Below are 10,830 nucleotides of genomic sequence, written 5' to 3'. Positions count from 1 at the left end.
CGTCGCGCAACGCCTCCTCGCGATGACCGCCGCGATCTGGCACAACCGGACCACCGGCCAACCCGTGACCAGGTCCCAGATCGCCTACGACCACTGACCAGACTTCGGACTTACTCGTCTAGGCGCCGCGAGCCTCGCCGGTGTCAGGCAGATCGAGGTACGCCAGCAGCCGCAAGAGCCCACTCAGGTGGCCGATGTCGTGCCACAGCGATACGACGTCCTCCGGATCTCGCTGAAGGAGACCGGACAACTCGGCGAGATCGTCGCTGCTCTGCCCACAGTCGATCGCCAGTTCCGGCTGCGCGGCCATCGTGTATGCCGCGCGAAGATCGACGTTCCAGTAGTAGTCGACGTCGAGCTGTGACAGCTGGATCTCAGGGCCGTACCGGCTCTCCGCCGCGTCCAACAGCATCGCGCACGCTCGGCGCACGTCCGCGATCCTCAGCACCTCGTCCGCACCGGTCACGCCTCATGATCCCCCGGGCGGTGTGACCTGACCAGTCGATTCAAGATCGACAGACAATCCTGGAGTCTCGGCGTAGGGCACACCTGCACGGACGGCCCGGCCGGGGAGCCCGCCCTCGCGCGGCTGGAGCCAGCCGAGCGGCAGCTCGGTGACGTGACGGGGCACCGTCGCGGCGACAGGTGTCTTGGAACCCGACGGGCCGTACCCGGTGCCGCACTGACCCCCGTTTACCGACAAGTGACAACGGGTGCGAACAACGCCGCTCTTGCGCGATCCGTTCGACCAGCTCAGCCCCGCCGCATGAGCGGCTCGCCGATGGATGGCGTTCTTCGGACGAGGTGTCAATCTCCGGCGCCCGACCGAGCTTGACACCCATCGGAGCATCGGGATGGCGACCGAGTTGCGGTGGCATGCTTCGATCGAGGGGCCCAATCGATCCGGCTTCCGCATGGGGTGCTTGTGGACAGTTCCAGGTACGAGAAGAGAATCGAAGAATTTTTGAACAACGAGGATGTCGATCGGGAAGACATGCGGATGTTCATCGGTCGACTTCTCGACATCGCCAACGGAATCGGTCGAAAAGCTTCTCGCTCTATTGGTCTTTCTGTGGCGCTTGTGGCCGCGTTCTTTCTCCTCTCGAACGCAAAGCTGACCGAAGCGGAGCTACTTGGGGTCAAAGTACAGGACTTCACGTTCTTCAGACTGGCCCTTCCTGTGGCAAGCCTATTCTTTCTCCTGCGCTACCTAAGCCTTATGAAAGCGTTCAACATCTATGAAAAACTGTATGATTTGATAATGGAGCGCTACTGGCCGCAGTGCAGCACGTCTGCCCTCGACACGCTCCTTCTCGACTGGGATGGCCCGGTGTCCGTGATGAGACGAGATGATTTTTACTTTGACGGGCAGTCCACCAAGTTAAGAACGGTAATAGGATCAGCTGAGGTGGCCAGCGGATTAGTGCTGCCATTGCTATTCGCAGTTTACGCTTACTGGACGCTCTTCTCCGATCCCGAGGTTCCCGGAGTCGCGACAAGCATCTCCCTCACACTGTCGGCAATCCTTTGCGTGATCAGCGCATTGCATCTACTGATCATAAACGGCTCGGATTGACTATCGACCCAGCGCCGGATCTGTTGCGCCGGCTTGTTTCGACGGCGATCCGGTGAGCGCCGTCTTGTCGCCGGTACGAGTTCCCGACACGACAGCCGGGCGGATTCCCCTGACTATGGAGCGGCCGCCTGCCACGCCGCGGTGACACACAACTCGTCGACAGTCCAACGGCCGGCGCGTTCGCCGTCGCGTAGGAGCCGCCACACCCGGGGCAGATCCACTGTCGGTGGAACATCGAGGACGACAAGCCCGAACATGCCCGCCCCACTCACCTGCAGCGGGGCGAAGTCAGCCAGGACACCCTTCTCGAACCGTTCGGGATCATTGTCGTCAGGGGCCCAGATGCGGATCGCGCAGTAACCCGATGCCGTGACCTTTTCCTTGACCCACCACTGGCCCTCGTGGTCGCGCTCGACCCGAAAGACGTCGTGCATCGCGGCGTCGAACGCTGCCCACGGCGCACTCGGCAGCCGTACCCGATCCGGCGCCACCGGTATCGCGCCCATCCCCATGCTCGTCGCATTGCTGCCGGGCGGCATGAGAAACCACACCTGAACCCACTCGTCCGGCAGTTCGGGCATCACGTTCCTCCTCTCTGGACGATCAGCGTTCTGCCGACGGACACCCTGAGCACGCGGGGGCCAACCGTCGCGAGGACCAGGACGCCGGGCGAACTTATTAATCATGGACGCTGCGCGCCTGCGACGATCGCAGCGTGAACAGTCATGACGGTGAGCCCTGTCCCGAGTGCGGGCACGCGCCGCAGGCGCACCCGAGGCCGGACTATCGCAACCTCTCTATCTGCGCGGCCTGCATCTGGGGGGAGGACGAGGGGCTACGTGATGTCGAGGCCATGTGCAGCAGGGCCTTCCCAGCGGTGCGGGCGGGTGACTAACCGGATGACGACGAGCGCGGGCAACGTGGACGGCCACGGACGCTGGGGCCCGATGGCTGGGTGCTACTCGTACCCGCTCGCCATGACGAGCACTTCGGCGAGGAGCTTCCAGGTGGCTTGCAACCGAGCCGCTGCGGGTCTAGCCGCCGAAGGCCTCGGCCAGCAGGGCAAGGCGGTCAGCCGGCGCTTCCAGGTGACGAGGGCCATGGTGGCCGAGGCAGACGGGCAGCCCCTTCTGCTCTGTCCAATCGCTGTCGCCCCAGAATCGACTGCTCCCGGCCAGCAGCTCTCCGGCAACCTCGTTCTGTCGCCGTTGAGCGCCTACAGCGGTGACGGCCGCCGCTACCATCTGGTTGGCTCCGCGCGGGATGGCGGCATCGCCCACAGCAGGAAGGAGCAGGAGGAGACGTTCCGCCTGACTGTGCTTCGGGTCCGGTTGACTCGCTGTCCTGACCAGCTCGGGCCAGGAGAGTGCCGGCCCGTGGAAACCGCCCTCCAGCGACGCGGCGGTGATCACGTCGTCAGATCCCGCTTGCTGAAGCAGGTAGTCCCATCCCGAATCGTCCTCGTAGTTGCGGAAGAGGATGTGTATGCGGTGGCCTTGGGCGAGGTTCAGAGAGATGACGGGCCAGATGCCGTGCTGGTGCATCTCCTCCGCGTAGACCTCGACATCTGCCGGATCGAGGTCGAAGGCCACCGCAGCCGTGTAGGAGCCGCCCACGGAGAGCAGGAACGCCGGCCAGAACAAGGGGTGAGTAAGCCACGGCGTCGCGTCGACAAGCACGGATGCATCAACCGGTGGGCGGAAGCGGTTGAGATAGCCGAGGAGGGGCATCTGCCGATCCTCGCAGACCCGTAGCCGCTTGCGCTGGTGCGGCTGACTGACCTTGGCTGGTGACGCCGGTTACGTTGGTGCGTTCTCCCTAGCTCTGATCTGGTGGGCGACGGACGAGTCGACCTGTACGCCGGATTCTGTGCGCGGCGCGTACCCCGAAGGGTTTGCGCCGGCGGCGGCCATCCATCTCGGCCTGCCGTTGCCGGCAGGCTCCAGCGGCCTACCCGCAGACATCGGGCGGGCAGCCCTCAAGCGTCTGCGCCGGGTCGTCATCTAGCGGTGACGGCCCTTGCTTGGCCTTGCTCCGGGTGGGGTTTACCGAGCCACCCCGGTCACCCGGGGTGCTGGTGGGCTCTTACCCCACCGTTTCACCCTTACCGTCCCCGTTGGGGTCGGCGGTCTGTTTTCTGTGGCACTGTCCCGCGGGTCGCCCCGGGTTGCCGTTAACAACCACCCTGCCCTGTGGAGTCCGGACGTTCCTCGGCGGCGGGCCGGAGCCCGCCGACGCGACCGCCCGGTCGACTCGTCCGTCGCGCCCTCATCCTAACGGCGTGGTGGGGACGCCCCGTTCCGCCCCGGCTCGGCTCGGCCGATGGCGATGGCGATGGCGATGGCGGGGCCGGCGGGCCGTGGGGATTACCCGAGGGCGCTCAGGCCCCCAGGTGCGCTGTCCACGACACCACGTCGGCGACCGTGGAGTTGCCGCCGCAGAGCACGAGACCCAACCGGGCATCGTCACCCACCCGCTCCCGTACCAGGCGGGCGGCCGGCAGCAGGCATCCGGCGGCCGGCTCGGCCCAGACCTTCCCATGCTCGGCCAACTCCACAGTCCCCCGCACCGCCTCGGCGTCGGAGACCACGAGCACGTCGCTGACCAGGGCAGTCACATGGTCGTAGGTGAGCCGCGAGACGGTCGGCGCGCTGAGCGTGGTGACGATCGACGACAGCGGCACCTCGACCGGCCCACCCTTGGCCAGGGCCTGCGACATCGCCTGCGCGCCCTCGGTCTCCACGCCCCAGACCCGTACCCCCGGCCGGCGTGCCCGCAGCGCGGCGGCCACCCCGGCGATCAGCGCCCCGCCGCCGACGCTGACCAGCACGTCGGTCACCTCACCGGCGTCGTCGGCGAACTCCAATCCGACAGTGCCCTGCCCGGCGAGCACCACCGGGTCGTCGAACGGGTGCAGCAGGGTCAGGCCGTCCTCCCGCAGCCGGGACATGAGCGCGAACGCGGCGGCCATGCCGTCGGTCAGATGGACGTCGGCACCGGCCGCGCGGGCCACCTCGATGGCACGCGCCGGCGCCGTCCGGGGCATCACCACGGTCGCCGCCACGCCCAGGGCGCCGGCCATCACCGCGACCGCGATGCCGTGGTTGCCGCCACTGACCGCCAGCACGCCCGCCGCCCGCTCGGCGTCGTCCAGGACGAGCAGCTTCGCCGCCGCGCCACGCGCCTTGAACGACCCGGTACGTTGCAGCAGCTCCAGCTTGGCGGTGACGGGCACGCCGAGCAGCTCGGACAGGCCGGGGCTGGGCACGGTTGGTGTGTGGACCACATGGTCGGCGATCCGGTCGGCGGCCGCCTCGATGTCCGCGAGCTCGATCATCACCGAAGCGTGCCACAGCAGCGGCAGAGGCCAGCCCGTGGATCAGGAGCAGACGACGTGATGCCCCATCAGCGGTAGCGGGTCAGCAGCTCCGCCCGAAGGTCGACGCCGGTGACGGTGGACACCGAATCGACGTCCCCGAGCCGCAACGCGGGGAAGTCTTCCAGCTGGTATTCGGAGATCAACCAGAACATGACCTTGCAATCCGGTATCCAATAATTCTCGAGGGAAGCCATATGCACCCGCCGGACGTGATAGATCTCCACGCCCGCGCTGACGAGCCGCTCGGCCACCTCCTCGAACGGCACCCGGGGCGGGAAGCTCCCGTACCGGCTGCCGATCGCATTGGGGACCATGTCGTCGAACTTGTGTAACTTCCAGGCGTGGACGACGACGGAATCACAGACCCACTCGCCCGACCCGTCCTGGAAGTTGGCGTTGACGAACCCGAACTGCCGCACCAGGTGGCGATCGTTCCACGATCCCTCATCGAAGTCTGACCCCAGTACGCCCGGCCAGTCGTCCGGTCGGGAGCCGAGACCGACGCCGAGGACCATGCCGCTGACCGCGAAGTCGGCGAAGAAATCCAGATGCGAGGACATTCCCCGACTCCACACTCAGCTTCCGGAGTGCGCCACCGCAAAACCTGGAGGAGACACCGGCATCGGCGAGGGTTCCACGCCGGGCTCCTCCGCCGTCGTGCTGGGGCTTCGCGTGACCTGGTCAGCGAGCCGGGGTCCGACGTGCTGTTACCAAAATGGTGCGGGGCACACCCAGGTCCGATGGCGCGTCCACTGCCCGAAGATGGGCGGATGAACGACCATGAGCTTGTTCGGTACCTCCGTCGATGCAACGAGGCGGACAACCACGCGTATGCCGTTATCGCCAAGCGTTTCGGCGAGGACGCGCTGATGGACAGCCACCTGCCGCTGTTGGATCTGGTCGACAAGCTCGCACGGGACTGGCAGGCCATGGACCCCGCCGACGATCGCTACGCCGGTCTCACGTACGCGCTGCGAACGATGGTCGAGGCCTATCTGCGTCACCCCGGCGACACCTGACCCAGCAGTCGTGCGGCGCGCGGAGGCAATCCGGCCGACTCCGCTCCGCCGGTATTGCCGCCCCGCCTGAGCAAGATCACGCAGCTCAACGTCGCTGGTCCGGCGGATCCGCTCCGGCGGGCAGACGCTAGCCTCGTGGGGCTATGGATCTCTCCCACGCCGCGCTGCTGCTCGCCGCGGGTCTCGCCGCGGGCACGGTGAACGCGGTGGCCGGCGGTGGTTCGTTGATCACCTTTCCGGCGATGATCGCGGTCGGGTTGCCCCCGGTCGCGGCGAACGTCAGCAACTCGATCGCGGTGTTCCCCGGTTACCTGGCCAGCGTGGCGGGCAGCCGGATGGACCTTCCGCGTACCCGTGCTCTGGCCACGCTGCTACCCACCACGATCGTCGGCACGATTCTCGGCGCGTTGCTGCTGCTGGCCACCCCGGCTCGTACGTTCGAGCTTGTCGTACCGTTCCTCGTCCTCGGCGCGACAGCGGTCCTGGCCTTCCAGGACCCGCTGCGCCGGCTGGTCGGTCACCCCCGGGACCTGTCGCCACGCCGGCGGACGGTCGCCGTACAGACGATGGTCGCGCTGGGTGCGGTGTACGGCGGGTACTTCGGGGCGGCCCTCGGGGTGATGCTTGTCGCCGGGTTGGCCCTGGTGCTGGACGCGACCCTGGCGCGGGTCAGCGCGATCAAGAATCTGCTCTCCGCGCTCGTGGGGTTGACCACGCTCGTGGTGTTCGCCGTGTTCGGCCCGGTGAACTGGACGGCCGTCGCGGTGGTCGCGCCGGCCACCCTGGTCGGTGGGTACGCGGGCGCCCGGCTGGTGCGCCGACTGCCGCCGGTGCTGCTCAAGACGCTGATCGTGGTGTTCGGCACGACGATCGGCCTGTACCTGCTCTGGCGCGCTCTGACCTGACCGGCCCGACCGGCGGGCTGTCCCGCCGCGCCGGGCGCCGGGTCAGTAGGCCTCGCCCACCGGCTCCTCGGCCGCGTGTTCGGCGTCGGCGGCGGCGCGGTTCCAGCGGGACCAGAGCACCCGTTCGCCGTAGCCGGCCGCCATCAGGTGCGCGAACGCCAGGTAGACGAGCACGCCCACGGCGAGGACCCCGAAGCCGACCCAGAACGGCAACGACAGCGAGTGTTCGGCGAGCTTGCCGGAGATAATCGGCGCGGGCGCGGCGGCACCCCAGCGGACCAGGTTGAACGCGCCGGTGGCGACCCGCCGGTCGCTGGAGCCCAGGCCGAGCGCCAGATCGGTGAGGTTGGCGTTGGCCAGGCCCATGCAGAGTCCGGCGAGCACCAGCACCACGAGCGCCTCGGCGGTGCTGCCGGAGGTGGCGAAGAGGACCATGCAGACCAGTAGCCCGGCGATGGCCACGCCGACGGTCTGCACGGCGCCGACGCGGTGGGCCAGCCGGTGGCCGATCACCATGATGCCGGCGGCCAGGCCCAGCCCCCAGCCGGTGAAGGCGAGCCCCAGCGGGATGACGTCCAGGCCGAGGAAGAGCGGCGTGTAGCCGAGCACCACGAAGAACACGAAGTTGTACGCGGCGGTCACCGCACAGAGGGCGATGAACGCCGGCCGGCGGTAGGTGGCGAAGATCTGGCCGACGCGTACCGGGGCCTGCCGGTTGGTGGGCTCGCGGAGTTTGCGGGAGGCCACGCCGAGGGCGAGGACCATGAAGACGCCGCAGACGAAGAACGGCAGCCGCCAGCTGACCTCGCCGAGCAGGCCGCCGATCAGTGGGCCGACGGCGAAGCCGAGGCCCAGGGCGGTTTCGAAGAGGCCGACCACCCATTCCCGGTCGACGGCCAGGTTGACGAGCACCACCATGGCGGTGGCGAAGAACATCGCGTTGCCCAGCCCCCAGACACCGCGCAGCACGGAGAGTTGCACGATGTTGTCGCTGAACGAGGCGAGGATCGCGGCGAGGCCGACCACGGAGACGCCGGTGATGAGCACCGGTTTGAAGCCGAACCGGCCGCTGGCCAGCGTCGCCGGGATCATGCCAAGAGCCATGACCGCGATGTACGCGGTGAACAGCAACTCGACCTGCCAGGCGCTGACTCCGATCGCCTCGCCGATGGCCGGCAGGATCGGGTCGACGACGGCGATGCCGGCGATGGCGAGGAAGGCCACCAGTGTGGTGGCGTAGATGGCACTGCGGTTCGGTTCGGTACGCCGATCCACTCCGACTCCTCAACTAGCTGTATCATACAGGTACTTATCCTGTATCATACAGCTATGAGTGACGACGACGAGAGCACCCTCGGCCAGATCGAGACCGAGGTGGCCCTGCTGATGCGCTTCGGCGAGGCCACCCGGCGGGCCACCGGCACCGCCGAGCACCGGGTGCTGGACCGCGCGGCGTACGTCATCCTGCGTCACCTGGCCGACGCCGGCCCGCAGAACGTCTCCGCGCTCGCCGCCCGACTCAACCTGGACGGCTCGACGGTGACCCGGCAGGTCTCCGCCCTGCAACGCGACGGCCTGATCACGCGGACCCCGGACCCGTCCGACGGCCGGGGCACGGTCATCTCCCCCACTACCGCCGGCCTGCAACGGATGGCCGCCGTGCAGGCCGCCCGCACTCGGCTCTACGGCGACATGCTGGCCGACTGGACGACCGAGGACCGCTCCGCCCTCGCAGTCCTCCTAGGCCGCCTCAACCAGGCCCTGATAAACCGCAACCGCCCCTAACCCCGAGCCCTGACCCCCACCCCACCCCACGCCGAATTCGCCGATCTTGCACTTTCTGTCGATACCTATGCCACAAATCCTGACTTTTCTACGACACAAAGTGCAAGATCGGCGCGGGAGGGGGCGGGAGGCGCGGGAGGGGGCGGGGGAGCGCGTACGTGCCTCGGATCAGGCGACTGGTTCGCGGGCCGAGTCGGCGTCGCGGTCGGTGCCCGGGGTGACCCGGGGGTCGCCCTCGTCGGCGAAGTAGTCGTCGGGCGTGGTGCCGTCGGCTCCTTCCTCGACCTTCGCGGCCCGCAGCGCCAGCGTCACGAGTGCCGCGACAGCCAGGTTGACCAGGACCGCCACGATGCCGACGTAGATCGTCTTGGTGGTGTCGAACCCGAACTCGGACAGCGGGAACGCCGAGCCGCCGAAGTGCTTCCGGGTCGGGCTGGCCACCTGGTAGAGCATCCACATGCCCAACCCCATGCCGACCGCCCAGCCGACGATCAGTCCGGTGCGGTGGAACCATCGGGTGTAGAGACCGAGCGCCACCGCCGGCAGCGTCTGCAGGATGATCACGCCGCCGATGAGCTGGAGGTCGATGGAGAACTGCGGGTCGAGGAAGACGATGCAGGCCACCGCACCGACCTTCACCACCAGCGAGGTGATCTTCGAGACGTTTGCCTCCTGGGCCGGGGAGGCGTCCCGCTTCAGGTACTCCTTGTAGATGTTGCGGGTGAACAGGTTCGCCGCCGCGATCGACATGATCGCCGCGGGCACCAGCGCGCCGATGCCGATGGCCGCGTACGCCACACCGGCGAACCAGTCCGGGAACTGCTGGTCGAACAGCACCGGCACGACCGTGTTCGCGTCCGCGGTGCCGGGCTTCGACCCCGGCAGCGGCTTCACCCCGGACGCGATGGCCATGTAGCCGAGCAGCGCGATCAATCCGAGGATCAGGCTGTACGCCGGCAGCGCCGACATGTTCCGCTTGATCACGTCGCGGTTCCGGCTGGCCAGCACACCGGTGATGCTGTGCGGGTAGAGGAAGAGCGCCAACGCCGAACCGAGTGCCAGCGTCACGTACTGAAGCTGGTTGTTGCCGTTGAGCAGGATCCCGTCGTTCGGGTTCTGTGCCGTGGCCTGGAACTTCGCCTCGGCGGCGTCGAAGATGCTGCCCCAGCCGCCCAGCTTCTGCGGCAGCCAGATCACCGCGACCAGGATCACCACGTAGATCAGGGCGTCCTTGACGAACGCGATCAGCGCCGGTGCGCGCAGCCCCGACTGGTACGTGTACGCGGCCAGGATCGCGAACGCGATGATGATCGGGAGGTGTCGGGCCAGCGCGCTCTCGCCGGTCACCCCCATCGTCTTGAGCACCGCCTCGATGCCGACCAGTTGCAGGGCGATGTACGGCATGGTGGCGACAATGCCGGTGATCGCGACGAGCAGGGCCAGCACCGGTGAGTCGAAGCGGCTGCGGACGAAGTCCGCCGGGGTGACGAAGCCGTGCCGGTGCGAGACCGACCAGAGCCGGCAGAGCACCAGGAACACCAATGGATAGATGACGATCGTGTACGGCACCGCGAAGAAGCCCATCGCGCCCGCGCCGAACACCAGCGCCGGCACCGCCACGAAGGTGTACGCGGTGTAGAGGTCACCGCCGACCAGGAACCAGGTGATCCAGCCGCCGAAGCTGCGCCCGCCCAATCCCCACTCGTCCAGGTGCGCCATGTCCTTCGGCGCCCGCCACCGGGCGGCCACGAAGCCCATCACGCTCACCAGCAGGAAGAGGAACGAGAAGACGATGATCTCGGTGAGATGGTCGCGCCACATCAGCGGCCTCCCCGCTTCTTCGTCATCTGGTACACGAGCGTCGTGGTGGAGACGCCGAGCAGGATGTACGCCAGTTGCAGCCAGTAGAAGCGCGGGAAGCCGAAGACCCGAGGCGAGTCGCCGTTGAAGAAGACCGGGATCAGCGGCACCACGATCGGGATGAAGAGCAACCAGTTCCAGGGGCTGTGGTCCTTCGCCCTGGTTGGCGCCGTGGTGGGCGCCTCCGGTTCCGGTGTAGCCATCTGACAGACCTCCGGGGAGTCGAGGCTCTCGATGTAACGGCCGGAGGCTACGACTCTGTGACGGCGGTCACCCGACCCTCGCGGAGGGTGCTGCGCCGAACGG

The 10,830-nt window shown here is 67.6% G+C and carries 12 protein-coding genes, 1 other RNA gene and 1 pseudogene; 5 read left to right on the top strand and 9 right to left on the bottom strand.

Features of this window, described 5'->3' with window-relative positions; translation table 11 throughout:
* Positions 1-97, top strand: a pseudogene (locus ACPXBU_RS31520) (IS982 family transposase); the annotation flags it as partial.
* Between the two features lie 21 nt (positions 98-118).
* Here the strand turns inward: ACPXBU_RS31520 and ACPXBU_RS31515 are convergent.
* A complete protein-coding gene (locus tag ACPXBU_RS31515; RefSeq protein WP_425760988.1) occupies positions 119-466 on the bottom strand; it encodes a hypothetical protein in 348 nt (115 codons plus the stop codon).
* Between the two features lie 459 nt (positions 467-925).
* Between ACPXBU_RS31515 and ACPXBU_RS31510 the strand changes: the two genes are divergently transcribed.
* Positions 926-1,576, top strand: a complete 651-nt coding sequence (locus ACPXBU_RS31510; protein WP_425760987.1) for a hypothetical protein — start codon at positions 926-928, stop codon at positions 1,574-1,576.
* A 113-nt stretch (positions 1,577-1,689) separates the two neighbouring features.
* Here the strand turns inward: ACPXBU_RS31510 and ACPXBU_RS31505 are convergent, their stop codons facing one another.
* The 5 genes from ACPXBU_RS31505 to ACPXBU_RS31485 form a co-directional block, all read right to left on the bottom strand.
* Positions 1,690-2,157, bottom strand: a complete 468-nt coding sequence (locus ACPXBU_RS31505) for a DUF4265 domain-containing protein (protein WP_425760986.1) — start codon at positions 2,155-2,157, stop codon at positions 1,690-1,692.
* A gap of 453 nt (positions 2,158-2,610) precedes the next feature.
* On the bottom strand, positions 2,611-3,306 hold the full coding sequence (locus ACPXBU_RS31500; protein WP_425760985.1) for a hypothetical protein: 696 nt from the start codon (positions 3,304-3,306) through the stop codon (positions 2,611-2,613).
* A 110-nt stretch (positions 3,307-3,416) separates the two neighbouring features.
* An RNA gene (gene rnpB, locus ACPXBU_RS31495) (RNase P RNA component class A) lies at positions 3,417-3,832 on the bottom strand.
* Positions 3,833-3,956: 124 nt separating this feature from the next.
* Positions 3,957-4,913, bottom strand: a complete 957-nt coding sequence (locus tag ACPXBU_RS31490; protein WP_425760984.1) for a threonine/serine dehydratase — start codon at positions 4,911-4,913, stop codon at positions 3,957-3,959.
* A gap of 68 nt (positions 4,914-4,981) precedes the next feature.
* Positions 4,982-5,515 (bottom strand): hypothetical protein, encoded by a 534-nt coding sequence (locus tag ACPXBU_RS31485; RefSeq protein WP_425760983.1) that lies wholly within the window; start codon positions 5,513-5,515, stop codon positions 4,982-4,984.
* A 180-nt stretch (positions 5,516-5,695) separates the two neighbouring features.
* Here ACPXBU_RS31485 and ACPXBU_RS31480 point away from each other — a divergent pair, with 180 nt between their 5' ends.
* Entirely contained in the window at positions 5,696-5,974 is a 279-nt protein-coding gene (locus ACPXBU_RS31480; protein WP_425760982.1) for a hypothetical protein, read from the top strand.
* A gap of 143 nt (positions 5,975-6,117) precedes the next feature.
* Positions 6,118-6,879 carry a sulfite exporter TauE/SafE family protein gene (locus ACPXBU_RS31475; RefSeq protein WP_425760981.1) on the top strand — a complete coding sequence of 254 codons (762 nt, stop codon included), beginning with the start codon at positions 6,118-6,120 and terminating at the stop codon, positions 6,877-6,879.
* Positions 6,880-6,921: 42 nt separating this feature from the next.
* Here the strand turns inward: ACPXBU_RS31475 and ACPXBU_RS31470 are convergent, their stop codons facing one another.
* Positions 6,922-8,154: an MFS transporter gene (locus ACPXBU_RS31470; RefSeq protein WP_425760980.1), complete on the bottom strand. Its 1,233-nt coding sequence runs from the start codon at positions 8,152-8,154 to the stop codon at positions 6,922-6,924.
* A gap of 54 nt (positions 8,155-8,208) precedes the next feature.
* On the opposite strand from ACPXBU_RS31470, the gene ACPXBU_RS31465 reads away from it, so the two are divergent.
* Entirely contained in the window at positions 8,209-8,664 is a 456-nt protein-coding gene (locus tag ACPXBU_RS31465; protein WP_425760979.1) for a MarR family winged helix-turn-helix transcriptional regulator, read from the top strand.
* Between the two features lie 168 nt (positions 8,665-8,832).
* On the opposite strand, the gene mctP is transcribed toward ACPXBU_RS31465, so the two are convergent.
* Complete coding sequence (gene mctP, locus ACPXBU_RS31460; protein WP_393363911.1) at positions 8,833-10,485, bottom strand: monocarboxylate uptake permease MctP; 1,653 nt, start codon at positions 10,483-10,485, stop codon at positions 8,833-8,835.
* Entirely contained in the window at positions 10,485-10,727 is a 243-nt protein-coding gene (locus ACPXBU_RS31455) for a DUF3311 domain-containing protein (RefSeq protein WP_425760978.1), read from the bottom strand. The genes mctP and ACPXBU_RS31455 overlap by 1 nt, the downstream gene beginning before the upstream one ends.
* Between the last annotated feature and the right edge of the window lie 103 nt (positions 10,728-10,830).

Origin of the sequence: Micromonospora sp. DT231 (genome assembly GCF_049847025.1) — a bacterium.
Classification (GTDB): Bacteria; Actinomycetota; Actinomycetes; order Mycobacteriales; family Micromonosporaceae; genus Micromonospora.
This window is presented reverse-complemented; position numbering and strand designations above follow the sequence as displayed.

Coding starts and splice junctions, on each gene's coding strand:
- ACPXBU_RS31505 (WP_425760986.1), bottom strand. CDS start 2,157: ATGCCCGAACTGCCGGACGAGTGGGTTCAGGTGTGGTTTCTCATGCCG.
- ACPXBU_RS31500 (WP_425760985.1), bottom strand. CDS start 3,306: ATGCCCCTCCTCGGCTATCTCAACCGCTTCCGCCCACCGGTTGATGCA.
- ACPXBU_RS31490 (WP_425760984.1), bottom strand. CDS start 4,913: ATGATCGAGCTCGCGGACATCGAGGCGGCCGCCGACCGGATCGCCGAC.
- ACPXBU_RS31485 (WP_425760983.1), bottom strand. CDS start 5,515: ATGTCCTCGCATCTGGATTTCTTCGCCGACTTCGCGGTCAGCGGCATG.
- ACPXBU_RS31480 (WP_425760982.1), top strand. CDS start 5,696: ATGGCGCGTCCACTGCCCGAAGATGGGCGGATGAACGACCATGAGCTT.
- ACPXBU_RS31475 (WP_425760981.1), top strand. CDS start 6,118: ATGGATCTCTCCCACGCCGCGCTGCTGCTCGCCGCGGGTCTCGCCGCG.
- ACPXBU_RS31465 (WP_425760979.1), top strand. CDS start 8,209: ATGAGTGACGACGACGAGAGCACCCTCGGCCAGATCGAGACCGAGGTG.
- mctP (WP_393363911.1), bottom strand. CDS start 10,485: ATGTGGCGCGACCATCTCACCGAGATCATCGTCTTCTCGTTCCTCTTC.
- ACPXBU_RS31455 (WP_425760978.1), bottom strand. CDS start 10,727: ATGGCTACACCGGAACCGGAGGCGCCCACCACGGCGCCAACCAGGGCG.